General features: G+C 65.4%; 15 protein-coding genes. All 15 read left to right on the top strand.

The features are described 5' to 3' along the window. Nucleotides 1-63: 63 nt before the first annotated feature. Complete coding sequence (locus tag PVV54_RS20930; RefSeq protein ID WP_274907063.1) at nucleotides 64-1,701, top strand: lipoprotein UxpA; 1,638 nt, start codon at nucleotides 64-66, stop codon at nucleotides 1,699-1,701. Then, a complete protein-coding gene (locus PVV54_RS20925; RefSeq protein WP_274907062.1) occupies nucleotides 1,698-2,123 on the top strand; it encodes a pilus assembly protein PilZ in 426 nt (141 codons plus the stop codon). Before PVV54_RS20930 ends, PVV54_RS20925 begins: the two co-directional genes overlap by 4 nt. A gap of 21 nt (nucleotides 2,124-2,144) precedes the next feature. Then, nucleotides 2,145-4,082, top strand: a complete 1,938-nt coding sequence (gspD, locus tag PVV54_RS20920) for a type II secretion system secretin GspD (protein ID WP_446731475.1) — start codon at nucleotides 2,145-2,147, stop codon at nucleotides 4,080-4,082. Then, nucleotides 4,082-5,530 (top strand): GspE/PulE family protein, encoded by a 1,449-nt coding sequence (locus tag PVV54_RS20915; protein WP_274907060.1) that lies wholly within the window; start codon nucleotides 4,082-4,084, stop codon nucleotides 5,528-5,530. Before gspD ends, PVV54_RS20915 begins: the two co-directional genes overlap by 1 nt. 3 nt (nucleotides 5,531-5,533) lie before the next feature. After that, entirely contained in the window at nucleotides 5,534-6,736 is a 1,203-nt protein-coding gene (gene gspF, locus PVV54_RS20910; RefSeq protein WP_274907059.1) for a type II secretion system inner membrane protein GspF, read from the top strand. 18 nt (nucleotides 6,737-6,754) lie between these two features. Continuing rightward, on the top strand, nucleotides 6,755-7,189 hold the full coding sequence (gene gspG, locus PVV54_RS20905) for a type II secretion system major pseudopilin GspG (protein WP_274907058.1): 435 nt from the start codon (nucleotides 6,755-6,757) through the stop codon (nucleotides 7,187-7,189). Between the two features lie 3 nt (nucleotides 7,190-7,192). Beyond that, nucleotides 7,193-7,624 (top strand): type II secretion system minor pseudopilin GspH, encoded by a 432-nt coding sequence (gspH, locus tag PVV54_RS20900; RefSeq protein ID WP_274907057.1) that lies wholly within the window; start codon nucleotides 7,193-7,195, stop codon nucleotides 7,622-7,624. Continuing rightward, nucleotides 7,621-7,989, top strand: coding sequence for a type II secretion system protein GspI (locus PVV54_RS20895; RefSeq protein WP_274907056.1), 369 nt, complete (start codon nucleotides 7,621-7,623; stop codon nucleotides 7,987-7,989). Before gspH ends, PVV54_RS20895 begins: the two co-directional genes overlap by 4 nt. Next, the gene (locus PVV54_RS20890; protein WP_274907055.1) at nucleotides 7,986-8,576 is read left to right on the top strand and encodes a type II secretion system protein; all 591 of its coding nucleotides are present in this window, start codon (nucleotides 7,986-7,988) and stop codon (nucleotides 8,574-8,576) included. The genes PVV54_RS20895 and PVV54_RS20890 overlap by 4 nt, the downstream gene beginning before the upstream one ends. After that, a complete protein-coding gene (gene gspL / locus PVV54_RS20885; RefSeq protein ID WP_274907054.1) occupies nucleotides 8,573-9,652 on the top strand; it encodes a type II secretion system protein GspL in 1,080 nt (359 codons plus the stop codon). The genes PVV54_RS20890 and gspL overlap by 4 nt, the downstream gene beginning before the upstream one ends. After that, nucleotides 9,649-10,038, top strand: a complete 390-nt coding sequence (gene gspM, locus PVV54_RS20880; protein WP_274907053.1) for a type II secretion system protein GspM — start codon at nucleotides 9,649-9,651, stop codon at nucleotides 10,036-10,038. Before gspL ends, gspM begins: the two co-directional genes overlap by 4 nt. After that, a complete protein-coding gene (locus PVV54_RS20875; RefSeq protein WP_274907052.1) occupies nucleotides 10,035-10,694 on the top strand; it encodes a general secretion pathway protein GspN in 660 nt (219 codons plus the stop codon). Before gspM ends, PVV54_RS20875 begins: the two co-directional genes overlap by 4 nt. Nucleotides 10,695-11,004: 310 nt before the next feature. Further along, nucleotides 11,005-12,840 (top strand): type VI secretion system tip protein TssI/VgrG, encoded by a 1,836-nt coding sequence (tssI, locus tag PVV54_RS20870; RefSeq protein ID WP_274907051.1) that lies wholly within the window; start codon nucleotides 11,005-11,007, stop codon nucleotides 12,838-12,840. A 9-nt stretch (nucleotides 12,841-12,849) separates the two neighbouring features. Next, a complete protein-coding gene (locus tag PVV54_RS20865; protein WP_274907050.1) occupies nucleotides 12,850-13,431 on the top strand; it encodes a hypothetical protein in 582 nt (193 codons plus the stop codon). Between the two features lie 39 nt (nucleotides 13,432-13,470). Continuing rightward, nucleotides 13,471-13,920, top strand: coding sequence for a DUF1795 domain-containing protein (locus tag PVV54_RS20860; protein ID WP_274907049.1), 450 nt, complete (start codon nucleotides 13,471-13,473; stop codon nucleotides 13,918-13,920). Nucleotides 13,921-13,924: the final 4 nt, after the last annotated feature.

Here is a 13,924-nt window from a genome sequence, read left to right as displayed (position 1 = left end):
CTGTCATGCGAACGCCGCAACATCCGGGGCCCTGACTTACACGGAAAAAGGACGGCGGGGCCCATGGCAAGTAGTGTGCACAGGCGCGAAGTAATCAGCTGGATGGGTATCGGTGCGCTGGTACCGCTGCTCGGCGCCTGTTCTGCAATGCCGGGGCAGAGCAGTGGTAGTGCCAGCCTCGACTTGCTTTATGTGGCCGATACCCTTGATGCGCGCCAACCCGGCTTGCCTGTGGTGCCCGCCACGCGCCTTGGCCCGGTCAGCCACTTGGGCCGCGCCCCCTGGATGACAGGTAGCAGCGCCGGCCTCGCCCACCCGCAACTCGCCCCCTTGCTCGACGCGAGCCAAGGCGGTTCGAGGTTGGGCGGCTATGCGGTGCTGGCCGCACTGCTGGAGCAACTGCGCGGTGAAGCCGGGGCTGGCAACAGCCTGACCCTTGAAAACGGCCAAGGCTGGAACGGCAGTGGCCTAGCCTACCTGACCCAGGGCGAAAGTGGCGTGCAAGGCAGCCGCATGCTGGGCAGCGAAGTGCGGGTGAGCAGCGACGAGCGCGTGCTCTGGCCGCAACGCAGCCAGGCGCTTTACCGCCAGGCCTCTGCCGCGTCACTGGGTGCCGGGCTTGATGAAGCGCAGCGCAACGCGTTGGGCCTGGAAGCCGTTCAGTACTTTGAACGGGGAGGCGCTCGCATCGCCGTGATCGGCATTACCGACCCCTATGCTCAAGACCAGAAAGCGTCGCTCAAACAGTGGTACCAATCCTTGTTGCCTACCTTCGAGCAAGCGCGCCGCAAGGCGGACCTGGTGGTGGCGCTTGCCGACGTCGGCACTGGCCCAGGCCTGTGGCTGGCCGAGCGGGTGCCGGAAATCGACGTGGTGCTGTGTGCCCGCGGCCAGGACCTGTGGCCCGCGCCCGTTGAAGCCACCCAGGCCAGTGGCCGCCGCGTGCCGGTGCTGTTTGCCGGCTGCCGGGGCAGTGGCGCGTTCCGCCTGCGTTGCCAGCAGGTGGCCGGGCAATGGCAGTTCGAGGGGCGCTTTTATCCGGCATTCGAACAACAACTTTCACCCATCGCGCGGCAACGGGCCAGCCAACTGCAGGCCGAACTGCGCCAGCAGCGGGCCGGCCACGCGGCGTGGCTCGATCAACCCCTTGCCCGCGCCCCGCATGCACTCTGGCGCCGCGACACCCTTGGCGGCAGTTGGGACCGCTTGCTGCATCAGGCCTTGGCCGATGACAGCAGCATGCCGGTGTTGTTGCCGGGCCTGCGCTACGACTACCCGTTGGCCGCCGGCGAGCCGATCACCCGCGAACACCTGATCGCCCTCACCGGCGGCTACCCGGCCCCCGTGGTTGAAGCCCCGGCCCGGCAGGTCGAGCAGGTACTGGAAAACGCTGCCGAGCAACTGTTCGGTGACCCGTTGCTGCTCGACAACAGCCAGGACCTGCCGCGCTGGCAAGGCCAGCCCTGGCGGGTCAGCTACAGCCCGCAAGGCAAGCGCATCACCGGCCTCAACGAAGTGCAGGGCCTGTGCCGCACCTTTGGTTTGCAGTTCGAGGCCCAGGCCGGTGAGCCGTTGTGGCAGCGGGTCGAGGCCTGGCTTGGGCGTCAGCCAACGGGCTGGCAACTGGCGCAATTGCAATTGCCCGAGGTGCGCTACGTGCAAGGCCACCCGGGCTGGCACCCCCGGCAGGTGGCCTCGTGACCCTCGCCGCCCGCGTGCTCACCGGCGGCCTGCTGACCCTGGCAGGCTGGCTCGCCGCCCAGTGCGTGTTGCAGCTGGGGCGCCAGCCGCAACCGGCCAGCCCGGTCGCCGCCGCAGACAAGCCGCTGCCCGGGCTGATGATCGGCCACTGGCAAGCCCCGTTGGACGACGGCTCCGTCGCCCTGACGAGGCTGCCGCTGCAATACCTGGGCGGCCTCAAGGCCCAGCCGCTGTCCGCCAGCGTGGTGGTGCTGCGCTACGGCCAGCAGGTGCGCACCTTGGGCCGTGGCCAGCGCCTGGCGCCGGGGATCGTGTTGCAGGACATCGACGCCGATGGCCTGATTTTCGACAACCAGGGGCGGCGCGAACGCCTGCCCTGGCCGCCACGCCCTGCCGTGACCGGCTTCAAACGGCAAGGATGAACAATGCCAGTCAGAATTTGCGTGGCCGCCGCCCTGAGCCTGGCCCTGTCGCTTGCCTGGGCCGAAGAGCCGGAAGTCTTCGATGACAACGGCACACCACTGTATGAGGTGAATTTCGTCGACACCGAGCTGGGCGAGTTCATCGACAGCGTGTCGCGCATTACCGGCACAACGTTCATCGTCGACCCCCGGGTGAAGGGCAAGGTCACCGTGCGCACGGTCGACCGTCACGATGCCGATGCCATCTATGACATCTTCCTGGCCCAGTTACGCGCCCAGGGCTATGCCGCTGTCGACCTGCCCAACGGCAGCGTGAAAATCGTGCCCGACCAGGCCGCCCGCCTTGAACCGGTGCCTGTTGAGCCAGCGGGCAAAAAAGGCGAAAGCAGTGATGGCGTCGCCACACGGGTCTTTAACGTGCGCAACGCTGCCAGCGAACAGATGCTGGGCATTCTCAAGCCGCTGATCGACCCCCGCGTCGGCGTGATCACCCCGTATCCGGCGGCCAATCTGTTGGTGGTAACTGACTGGCGCAGCAACCTCGAACGCATCGACAGCCTGCTGCGCCAACTCGACCAAGTCAGCGACGAGCCACTGCAGGTGATGCCGCTGCGCCACGCCAGCGCCGCCGACACTGCCCAGTTGCTGACTAAACTGCTGGCCCGCGAGCAGGGCGCCGACAGCACCCAGGTCGTGGCAGACCCGCGCAGCAATGCGTTACTGGTACGCGGCAGCACCGACCGCGTGCGTGCACTGCTGGGCCAACTCGATCGCCCCAGCGACAACCAGCACACCAGCAACACCCAGGTGATGTACTTGCGCCACGCCAACGCCAGCGAAGTGGTCAAGGTGCTGCGCGGCCTCAGCCAGGAAGGCGCGGCACCCAGCAGCGAAGGCACTGCACAAGGCGAAGGCAAGGACAAACCGGTGATGGCCACCGCCAGCGACTCGGGCATCCGCCTTGAGTACGAAGAGGGCACCAACGCGGTGGTGATGGTCGGCCCAGACAGCGAGCTGGCCGCGTACCGTTCCATCGTCGAGCAACTGGACATCCGCCGCGCCCAGGTGGTGGTCGAGGCGATCATTGCCGAGGTGTCCGACAGCCGTGCCCAGGAGCTTGGCGTGCAATGGCTGTTTGCCGACGAGAAGTTCGGCGCCGGTATCGTCAACTTCGGCAGCAACGGTGTAAACATCGCCAATATTGCTGGCGCCGCCGCCAGCGGTGATAACGAGGCGCTGGGCGACCTGTTGTCGGCCACCACCGGCGCCACCGCTGGCATCGGCCATATCGGCGGCGGCTTCAACTTCGCCATGCTGATCAACGCGCTGAAGGGCAAAACCGGTTTCAACCTGCTCTCCACCCCCACTTTGCTGACCCTGGACAACGCCGAGGCGTCGATCCTGGTTGGTCAGGAAGTGCCTTTTGTCACCGGCTCGGTCACCCAGAACAACGCCAACCCGTACCAGACCATCGAGCGCAAGGAGGTGGGGGTAAAGCTGCGCATCAAGCCGCAGATCAACATCGACAACAGCGTGCGCCTGGACATCGTGCAGGAGGTGTCGTCCATTGCCGACTCCAGCGCCGCCAGCGATGTCATCACCAACAAGCGTGAGATCAAGACCAAGGTCATGGTCGAGGACAACGGCCTGGTAATCCTCGGTGGCCTGATCAGCGACGAGCTCAGCACCAGCGACCAGCGTGTGCCCGTGCTGGGCGACATCCCTTACCTGGGCCGGCTGTTCCGCTCCGACGCCAGCAAGAACACCAAGCAGAACCTGATGGTGTTCATCCGCCCGCGCATCCTGCGTGATGCCCCCAGCCTGGCGGGCCTGAGTGAAGACAAGTACCGCACCCTTCAGCAGACCACCCCGCTCAAATTGCCGAACCTGGCCGAAGGATCGTCGCTGATGCAGGCGTTCCCGGCCAGCCGTGCACGTCTTGAAGGCGGTAACTGGTGATGCTGGCCTATCGCCTGGCACGCCAGAGCGGCCTGGCCATCGCACCTGTCGACGGCGGCTGGCAACTGTGGCTGCGCCGCGATGCCGACAGTGACCAGTTGCAGGAACTGCTGCGCGTGCACGGCCACCCGGTTGCCTTGGAGTACCTTGAGCCAGCCACGTTCGATGAGCGCCTTGGCCAGCTCTACCAGGCGGGTGATGCCGCCACCGAGGCCTTGATTGAAGGCATTGGCGATCAAGTCGACCTGGACAGCCTGATGAGCGAAATGCCGCGCATCGAAGACCTGCTCGAAAGTGATGACGAAGCCCCGGTAATCCGCCTGATCAATGGCCTGTTCGGCCAAGCGCTGCGCCTGCGCGCCTCTGACATCCACATCGAAACCTTCGAGCAATACCTGGCCGTGCGCCTGCGTGTGGACGGCCACTTGCGTGAAGTGCTGCGCCCACCGCGTGCGCTGTCGGCGATGCTGGTGTCGCGGATCAAGGTCATGGCACGCCTGGACATCGCCGAAAAGCGCCAACCCCAGGATGGGCGCATTACCTTGCGCGCGGCGGGTCGCGAGGTGGACGTGCGGGTTTCGACATTGCCCGGCATCCACGGCGAACGTGTGGTGATGCGGGTGCTCGACAAGCAGGCCAGCCTGCTGGCGCTGGGCAACCTGGGCATGCCCGCCGCCGTGCTGCAAGGCCTGCGCAGTTGCCTGGCTCGGCCCAACGGCATCGTGCTGTCTACCGGCCCCACCGGCTCGGGTAAAACCACCACCTTGTACGCCAGCCTCAACAGCCTGAACGACGGCAGCCGCAACATCCTCACCGTCGAAGACCCGGTGGAATACGCCATCGCCGGCATTGGCCAAACCGCCATCAACCCCCGCGCCGGGCTGACCTTCGCCAGTGGCCTGCGCGCCATCCTGCGCCAGGACCCGGACGTCATCATGCTGGGTGAAATCCGCGACCAGGAAACCGCGCAGATCGCCGTGCAGGCCAGCCTCACCGGCCACCTGGTGTTGTCGACCCTGCACACCAACAGCGCCGTGGGTGCGGTAACCCGCCTGCGCGACATGGGCGTCGAGCCGTTTCTGATCGCCTCCTGCCTGCGTGGCGTGCTGGCCCAACGGCTGGTGCGGCGCCTGTGCCAGTGCGCCGTGGCGCAACCCGTGCAACCGGCAGAGCGCGAGTTGTGGCCAGAGCTGGCCGCACTGGGCAGCAGCTACCATGCCGTGGGCTGCGAGCAGTGCCAGGGCAGCGGCTATGTGGGGCGGCTGGGCTTGTACGAATTCGTTGAGCTCGACGCCGGCCTGATTGCCTTGCTGTACGACGGCGCCAGCGAACTGGCCATGCAGGACTACCTGGCGCCGCGCCGGCAAAGCCTGCTGGCAATGGCCAGCGAATGCCTGGCCCGTGGCGAAACCAGCCTGGCCGAAGTGTTGCGCGTGGTGCAGGGCTGATCGATGGCGACTTTTCGATACCTGGCCGTCGACCTCGCCGGCAAGACCCACAAAGCCAGCCTGCAGGCAGACAGCGAGCGCCATGCCCGGCAACTGTTGCGCGATCAAGGCTTGTTCCCGCGCCAGGTGCAGCGCCTGCAGGAGGGCGTGCGGCAACCGCGCCGCCAGCGCCTGAGCCGCGCCCAGTTGTGCGAACTCACGCGTCAATTGGCGACCCTGACCGGTGCCGGTATTCCGCTGGTCGATGCCCTGGCCACCCTTGAACGGCAACTGCGCGAACCCGCGCTGCAGGGTGTTCTGGTGGCGCTGCGTGGCTCCCTGGCAGAAGGCCTTGGCTTGGCGCGCAGCCTGGCTCGTCAGGGCGCGCCGTTCACCGGGCTGTATTGCGCGCTGGTGGAGGCGGGCGAGCGCTCCGGGCGGCTGGCGCAGGTGCTGACGCGGCTGGCCGACCACCTTGAGCAAGTGCAGCGGCAGCAGCACAAGGCACGTACTGCGCTGATCTACCCCTGCGTGCTGATGGGCGTTTCGCTTGCGGTGGTCATTGGCCTGATGACCTTCGTGGTGCCCAAGCTTACCGAGCAATTTGCCCATGCCGGGCAAAGCCTACCGCTGATTACTTCGTTGTTGATCGGCCTCAGCCAAGGGCTGGTAAAGGCCGGCCCCTGGCTGCTGGGGCTAGCGGTAGTCTGCGTGGCGTTGGGCGGCTGGCTGTTGCGTAAACCCCAATGGAGCCTGCGCCGCGACGACCTGCTGCTGCGCCTGCCGCGTGTCGGCGCGCTGCTGCAAGTGCTGGAAAGCGCCCGCCTGGCCCGCAGCCTGGCAATCCTTAGCGGCAGCGGCGTGGCGCTGCTCGAAGCGCTGCAGGTTGCCACCGAAACCGTTGCCAACCGGCGCATTCGCCTGGCCATGGAACAGGTGCGCCTGCAAGTGCAGGGCGGCACCAGCCTGCACCGCGCGCTGGACGCCAGCCAACAGTTTCCGCCGCTGCTGGTGAACATGGTCGGCAGCGGCGAAGCCAGCGGCACCCTCGCCAACATGCTCGAGCGCGTGGCCGATGACCAGGAGCGCGGCTTTGCCCGCCAGGTGGACACCGCCATGGCGCTTTTCGAACCCCTGATGATTCTGGTGATGGGCGCCGTTGTGCTGTTCATCGTGCTGGCGGTGCTGTTGCCGATCATGCAGCTCAACCAGGGCCTGCAACTGTAAATGACAAGGAGTACCCCCATGCAGCAACGACGCAACCGCCAGCGCGGTTTCACCCTCATGGAAATCATGGTGGTGATTTTCATCATCGGCCTGCTGATCGCTGTGGTCGCGCCCAGCGTACTCGGCAACCAGGACAAGGCCATGAAGCAGAAGGTGATGGCCGACCTGGCCACCCTGGAGCAGGCCCTGGACATGTACCGCCTCGACAACCTGCGCTTCCCCAGCAACGAACAAGGCTTGGCCGCACTGGTAAAAAAACCGACCCAGGAGCCGCTGCCACGTGGCTGGCGCAGTGACGGCTATGTCCGCCGCCTGCCCGAAGACCCATGGGGCACGCCGTATCAGTACCGCATGCCGGGCGAGCATGGCCGCGTTGATGTGTATTCGCTGGGCGCCGATGGCGTGCCAGGTGGCGAAGGCCAGGATGCCGACCTGGGCAACTGGGCACTGTGAGTGATGCAGCGCCAGCGCGGCTTCAGCCTGCTCGAACTGTTGGTGGTGCTGGCCATTGCCGGGCTCATGACCGGGCTTGCCGTGGCATCGCTCGACAGCGGCAAGGCCAGTGTCGACCAGGCCCTGCAGCAATTGGCCGCACAGGCCCGTACCCAAGGTGCACTGGCCCGGCATGCCGGTCAGTTGCGTGGCCTGCGCTGGAACGGCCAGCGGCCCGAGTTCGTGCGGCGTGAAGGCGCCCAGTGGGTGGTGGAGAAAAGCGCCATATCGAACTGGCCCAAAGGCGTGCGCCCGGACTGGCCGCCCAGTACCCAGCCGCGCCTGCTGTTCACGCCCTACGGCTGGGCAGCGCCCGGGGCGGTCAATTGGCGTTGGGCCGAAGGCAGCCAGCGCTGGACATGGGGGCGCGAGGGCCGCTTGGTGGTGTCCCAATGAGGCGCCAGCAACAGGGTTTCACGTTGCTGGAAGTGACCGTTGCACTGGCCATTGCCGCCGTACTGGCGGTAATCACCAGCCAGGTGTTGCGCCAGCGCCTGGCTGTGCAGGACAGCGTGCAACAGCATCGCCTTGGCGTGCTGTGTGCCCGCGAGTTGCAGGCGCGGTTTGCAGTGGAGCAGTTCTGGCCGGCCAGCAATCAGGCCGAGGGCGTGCTGAGCCAGGGCGGGCAGGCCTGCCATTGGCACATGCAACTGCGGCGTACCGGTGTGCGCGACCTGCGCCGTGGCGAGATGCAACTGTTCGCCGACCGCGACCAACGCCTGCCGTTGGGCCAGTACACCGTGTTTCTGGCGCGGCCATGAAGCGTCGCCAGGCGGGCTTGACCCTGATCGAACTGATGGTGGCGCTGGCGTTGACTGCACTGCTTGGGGTGATGCTCGCAGCATTGGTCAACAGCTGGCTCAACGTGCGCGAGCGGTTGCAGGTGAACCAGCGGGAGGCAGGCGTGCTGGAATTTTGCCTTGCCCTGGAGCGGCGTTTCGACAGCCCCGTGCTGCGGCGGCTTTACGAACAGCGCCTGCCGTTGGCCAGCCGATGGCTTGACTGGCAGCCCGACCGCCAGCAGCTGTTGTGGGTGGCCAGCACTGCGCTGCCGGAAGCCGAGGGCGGCTCGCGGCTGCAGCGTCAGCGCCTGCGCTTCGATGCCCGCGAACAACGCGTGGTGCTGGAAAGTTCGGCAGACCTGTACGCCGCCGCCGAACCGCGTTGGGTGCTGCGTGAGCAGTTGCAGCGGGTCAGTGCCATGAACGTGCTTTACCACCAGGGCGGCCGCTGGCTGGCTTGGCCTTCTGATCAACCTGCACACCCCGGTCGGGGTGTGCGTCTTGAATTGCAGCGTGATGGAGCTCCCTATGTCTGCACCTTCGAACTCCCTTGGGGGCGCTCATGAAACGTGATTGGCGGCGGCGCGCGCCGGCTCGGCCCTGGATGTTGCTGCGCCCGGGCGAGGTGTGGAGCTGGCTGCTGGTGGAGCAGGGCGAGGCGCAACGGGAAGGGCACGGTAAGCCACCGGCCAGCCTCGATGCCCGGGTGGCCTTGGTGATCCCGGGCGAGCATTGCAGCCATTTTCAGCTTGCCGCTCCACCGGGGTTGAAACGTGATGAATGGCCAATGCTGCTGGAAGACCGTTTGCAGCAAAACCCCGATGAAGTGGTGTGCGCGTGTTTGTCCCGCCATGCCGGGCAACTGCGCCTGTTGACGGTGGCGCGGGCATCGCTGCACACCTGGCGTGAGCAGTGCGTGGATTGGGGGTTGGACGTAGAGCGTTGCTGGGCCGAGTTCCAGTTGCTCCCGGCGCCAGAGCCCGGCACCGGTTGGCAGTGGCAGCGGGGGGCTGGCATGAGCCTTTATCAAGGGTTGAGTGAGGCTGGGCAGGTGCACTGGCTGGCCTGGCCCCACAGGTTGGGCGATGAACCGCAACAACCCTGGTCTGCGTTGCGCATGACGCCACTGGCGGGTAACTGGCCACCTGTACTGGCGCCACTGGACACGCTGCAAAGCCTGACCGAACGCCCCCGTCGGGCATGGGCGGTGCCGACCCTTTCGCGTGTTCAGCACCGCCTGACTGCAGCCTGCCTGCTGTTGGCGTTGGTGTGGGGCGGCTTGTGGGCCGGCCAGCAGTGGCGCCAGGTGCAAACCTGGCAAGCTCAGGTGCTGGCGGTGGCGGGCGAGCACGCCAACCCACGGGAGGCTGCCCAGGCCATCCGGCGCCTGCGCGAAGCGTCACTGCAACAGCAATTGCGCCTGCGCCAGCTCGATGACTTGCAGGCCCGCCTGCAGGCCTGGCTGCAAGGCAACCCCGGCTGGCGCCTGCAAGCGGTGCGCTTTGATGGGCAGCGCTGGCACGTGAACCTTCAGGGGGAAGGGAATGCGCCACCGTGGGCTGACATGGCCACCGCAGCCGGTGCCGTGGTGCAGGTGCAAAACAACACGCACGTGGTATTCGACCTGGGAGCCGCGACATGAGCCGGGGCTGGATTCAACACCATCGCCTTTGGCTGGCGTGGGGCCTGATTGGCGTTCTGCTGGTGTTTTTGTCGGTACGCGAAGGCTTGGCGCAGTGGCGAGATCTCAGCCTGTGGCGTGGGCTGGCCGAACAGGCGGTCATGCTGCAGGGCCTTGGCCCGGCCCTGAGCCTGGAGCGCCTGAACCAGTCAGCCCAGGCGCGGCGGGTGGATTTGGCCGAGGTCGATACCCAGGGCAAACAGTGGCAACTGCGCGGGCAGGTGCCGGATGACCAGGCCCTGCAAGGCTGGTTGCAGGCATTGCGGGCCGAAGGTGCGCAGCCGCTGCAGTGGGGGCTGGAGCGAGGTGAAAAAGGCCTGCATTTCAGCGTGGTGCTTCAGCCATGAGTCGTTGGGGGCGGGTATGGCTGGGGCTCGTATTCAGCCTGACGCTGCTGATCGAACTGCCGGCGTCGTGGGTGGCGCGTGCCATTGGCCTGCCGCTGGATGATGCAAGCGGCAGTGTGTGGCAAGGGCAGGCGCGGCAATGGGGCCCTGTCGGGCCGCTGAGCTGGGCAGTGCAGCCGTGGCGCTTGCAGGCGAACGTTCAAGCCGGTTTTCAAGGCCAGGGGTGGCAGGTGCGCGTCGAAGGCTGGCCGTGGCGCTGGCGGGGCGAGGTCATCGCGCTTGGCTCACGGCAGACTGTGCGGGCGGATTATCGATTGGCCGGGCAATGGCAAGGGCAGGTGCGTGTGCAGGGCGCTGGCCGGCAATGTACAGCCAGTCAGGGGCGCATCACGGTGACCGACCTGGCGTTGAGCGAGCCGTGGTCGCTGGGTTTGGGGCAGGGCGGCTTAGAGCTGGATTGCCGAGCAGGCTTGCGCTTGCGCGGGGAGTTGGAGCAACAGGGGCAGCATCAAATGCAACTGGATGCCGACCTGCTGGCGCGCCGGGCGCAGGTGACGTTTGCCGTGCAGCCAGAGGCGGCGCTGCTTCCGGCGCTGCGTGGCGGGCAATGGCTGGGGCCGCAAGCGACCTCCGGGCAGCGTGAGGTGAAGTGGTAGGTAGGTGATTTACAGCCATTTTGTAACTGCTTGCTTCGATTACTCGGGTAAGCGTGGGCTTGACTCGCTTACGCAGGCAAGCGCTCGTTGATTGCTTGGTCGGCTGAAACCCTCGCCGTTGGGGAGCTGGTTGCAGCTGTGAGATTTTCGGTCCAGAGCCGTATCCGTCTGCTTGTGTAGGATGCAGTGAATTGCTCTGTAGGAAATGTCTTTTCGTAGTGATTAGCCTGATAAAAGTGTTTATTGCCAGTCAATTTCGCTTTAACTAACCTCCGCCTCCTTCGAGTACGAACGTGCCAAGGAGTGCGTAATGATCATGGACCTGGTCGCACAGCTGACCCCCCAGCACCGCCGGCTGTTCAAGTTTCACCACCCTGCCGACACCGGGGCGAGCCTGCTGCTGGACAGCTTCACAGGCGTCGAAGCCCTGTCACAGGCCTTTGAGTACGACCTGCTACTGATCAGCAGCCACGCACAGATGCCGCTCAAATCGATGATCGGCCAGCAAGTCTGCATCGAGATCGAACTGGCCAACGCTGCACCGCGCTTCATCAATGGCCATCTCACCCGTTTTGCCAGCCTGGGCAGCGATGGCGCCGTGGACCGCTACGGGGCCACCTTGAGCCCATGGCTAGCGCTGCTCAAGCACCGTGTTGATACACGCATCTTCCAGGGTTGCACCGTGGAAGAAGTGCTGCGGGAAATCTTCAGCCTGTACCCGCACTACGCCCGCCACCGCTTCAACCTGGGCCGCGAACACACCCGCCACACGTACCTCACGCAATACCGCGAGAGTGATTTCAGTTTCGTGCACCGCCTGCTGGAGCAGGCGGGGATGTTCTACTACTTCGAACACGATGCCGAAGGCCACACCCTGGTCATTGCTGACGACTCCCGCCAGCTCGGCGAAATCCCCGAGCAACCCCAAGTACGCTTTCACAGCAATGCGGTGACTGAAACGGCCGACGCCATCACCCGCTGGAGCGGCAATCGCCAGGTTCAATCCGGCAGCCTGGCCGCGCAAACCTTCGATTACCGCCAGCCCGGCAACCGGCTGCCGGTGACGATGCGCAGCGTGAACGAGCAAGGCGATGTGCAGCGCCTGGAAGTCTACGACCCTGGCCAGTACACCCATGGCAGCTACAACGACGGCGAAGCCCTGCTGCGCCAGCGCCTCGAAGCACTGGAAGTGCAGGCCAAGGTGTTCGAAGGCGCCAGCAACTGCCGCGCCATGCGCCCCGGTTACAGTTTCGAGTTGCTGCAGCACCCGGCTCACCACACGGACCGCGCCTTCCTGCTGCTGCGCGTGCAGTGCGAAGGCCACAACAACTACCTCAGCGGCCAGCAAGCCAGCTACTTCAACACCTTCAGCTGCATACGCACGAAAATCCCGTTTCGCCCGCAGGCAGCCACGCCCCGGCCGACGCTGCACGGCCCGCAGACCGCCATCGTCGTTGGCCCCCCGGGCGAAGAAATCTTCACCGACGAATTGGGTCGGGTGAAGGTGCAGTTCCACTGGGACCGTTTGGGCGATTTCAACGCCGCCAGTTCGTGCTGGGTACGGGTGGCGCAGGCCGGCGCCAGTGGGGGTTTTGGCAGCATCCAGTTGCCACGGGTGGGCGATGAGGTGGTGGTGCTGTTCCTGGATGGCAACCCCGACCGGCCACTGATCACCGGCAGCGTCTACAACAGCAGCAATACACCGCCGTGGGCGCTGCCGGCGAACAAGACCCAAAGTGGCTTGCTGACCCGCTCACTGAAGGGCAATGGCGGCACTGCCAACTTTCTGCGCTTTGAAGACAAGACGGGCGCCGAGCAGGTCAGCCTGCATGCCGAGCGCAATCTGGACACGGAAGTCGAGTGCGACGAAACCCATGGGGTGGGCAACAACCGCACGATCACCGTCGGGGGCGTGCACACCGAAGTGATCCGTAAAGACACCCGGGTGAACGTGAAAGAAGGCAGTTACACCCTGCAAGTGGACCAGCAGTTCATTCAGGTGAGCGCCCACGAAAGCATCCTGCTGCAGGTGGGTACCAGCACCCTCAAGCTCACCCCCCGAAGCATCACCCTCGAAGCGGACAAGATCGACATTCTGGGCCGGAACACCTTCGTCAAAGGTGACCGCGTCGATCTCAACGAGTGAGGGGCGGTGATGAGCAAAGGCAATATCTACGACCGGCTCTGGCAGTACCGAGAAGCCGAAGAGGCCCGCGCCCGCCAGCAAGCCGAGGAAGAGCGGCTCGCGGCTGAAGCCGCGCGCAACGCGCCACCGCCGGAACTGGCACTGGACCTTGAGCAGAATGCCCTGCGCATTGCCGGTTTGAATCTGCTGATACCCACGGGGTTCGCGTTCCGCCGCTTCGAAACCACGCTTGAGTTCGCGGGCTGTCAGGTTGCCATCGGTGCCCGCCGCCGCTGCGTGGCCGAGGGCCTGAGCCTGAGTGAGGCAGTCGACCAGTTCATTGAAAAACTTCGCCAGCACCACGGTGACATCACCGTGGTGCGCCGGGCCGAAACCTTGCTGGCAGGGCACCCGGCCATCTGCCTCGACTACCAGTTCAGGGTTGGCCAGGTGCCGCGTCACGGCCGTGCGGCTTGCAGCCACATCGATGCCGCTGATGGCAACGCGCGCCAATGGCTGAGCGTGTTCACGGTAATCGACCCCCACATACCGCAGCTCGCCGACTGGCTGATCGCCTTCGACGCCATGCTCGCGGGCGTGACTGCCCAGTAAAGCCCGACCCTTTTCACGTTCTCATGGAATTTGCACGCAATGGACTACCTACTGCAGGAAGGCACTCTCACGCTGCCAGAAGGCTTTCTGGACCGCACCGTCAACCTGTTCATCCTGGGCGACAGCATGCCTGCGCCGCAAAACGTCACGCTCTCGCGGGATGACTTGTTGAAGGGCGAAGACCTGGACGCGTACGTCCAGCGTCAGGTGAAGCTGATTGCATCCAAACTTAGCGGTTACACCATTCTCAGCCAAACCTCCGCTCAGCTCTCGACCAGCCAGCCGCTGGCCGGCATCCAGGTCGATGGCTACTACCTGAAGGAAGGCAGGCCCCTCTACCAACGGCAGGCCGCCTTCGAGGTAGCGCCGGGGCGCATTCTGGTGTTCTCCCTCACCAGCCAGGCCGACTTCAGCAGCCAGCAAAACGACAGCTGGTGCGCGTTGTTGAGCAGTTTCAAGCCTCACCCGCTCAACACCATGCAGGGCTGAAGCC

It is taken from the genome of Pseudomonas sp. PSKL.D1 (assembly GCF_028898945.1).
In the GTDB taxonomy this organism is placed as follows: Bacteria; Pseudomonadota; Gammaproteobacteria; order Pseudomonadales; family Pseudomonadaceae; genus Aquipseudomonas.
The sequence above is the reverse complement of the archived record's forward strand: the minus strand, read 5'-3'. Positions and strand labels throughout refer to the sequence as shown.

What these genes read in the sequence shown, in the direction of transcription:
- tssI (WP_274907051.1), top strand. Translation starts at nt 11,005, where the DNA reads ATGATCATGGACCTGGTCGCACAGCTGACCCCCCAGCACCGCCGGCTG.
- gspF (WP_274907059.1), top strand. Translation starts at nt 5,534, where the DNA reads ATGGCGACTTTTCGATACCTGGCCGTCGACCTCGCCGGCAAGACCCAC.
- gspG (WP_274907058.1), top strand. Translation starts at nt 6,755, where the DNA reads ATGCAGCAACGACGCAACCGCCAGCGCGGTTTCACCCTCATGGAAATC.
- gspM (WP_274907053.1), top strand. Translation starts at nt 9,649, where the DNA reads ATGAGCCGGGGCTGGATTCAACACCATCGCCTTTGGCTGGCGTGGGGC.
- gspL (WP_274907054.1), top strand. Translation starts at nt 8,573, where the DNA reads ATGAAACGTGATTGGCGGCGGCGCGCGCCGGCTCGGCCCTGGATGTTG.
- PVV54_RS20895 (WP_274907056.1), top strand. Translation starts at nt 7,621, where the DNA reads ATGAGGCGCCAGCAACAGGGTTTCACGTTGCTGGAAGTGACCGTTGCA.
- PVV54_RS20890 (WP_274907055.1), top strand. Translation starts at nt 7,986, where the DNA reads ATGAAGCGTCGCCAGGCGGGCTTGACCCTGATCGAACTGATGGTGGCG.
- PVV54_RS20865 (WP_274907050.1), top strand. Translation starts at nt 12,850, where the DNA reads ATGAGCAAAGGCAATATCTACGACCGGCTCTGGCAGTACCGAGAAGCC.
- PVV54_RS20930 (WP_274907063.1), top strand. Translation starts at nt 64, where the DNA reads ATGGCAAGTAGTGTGCACAGGCGCGAAGTAATCAGCTGGATGGGTATC.
- gspH (WP_274907057.1), top strand. Translation starts at nt 7,193, where the DNA reads ATGCAGCGCCAGCGCGGCTTCAGCCTGCTCGAACTGTTGGTGGTGCTG.
- PVV54_RS20860 (WP_274907049.1), top strand. Translation starts at nt 13,471, where the DNA reads ATGGACTACCTACTGCAGGAAGGCACTCTCACGCTGCCAGAAGGCTTT.
- PVV54_RS20875 (WP_274907052.1), top strand. Translation starts at nt 10,035, where the DNA reads ATGAGTCGTTGGGGGCGGGTATGGCTGGGGCTCGTATTCAGCCTGACG.
- PVV54_RS20915 (WP_274907060.1), top strand. Translation starts at nt 4,082, where the DNA reads ATGCTGGCCTATCGCCTGGCACGCCAGAGCGGCCTGGCCATCGCACCT.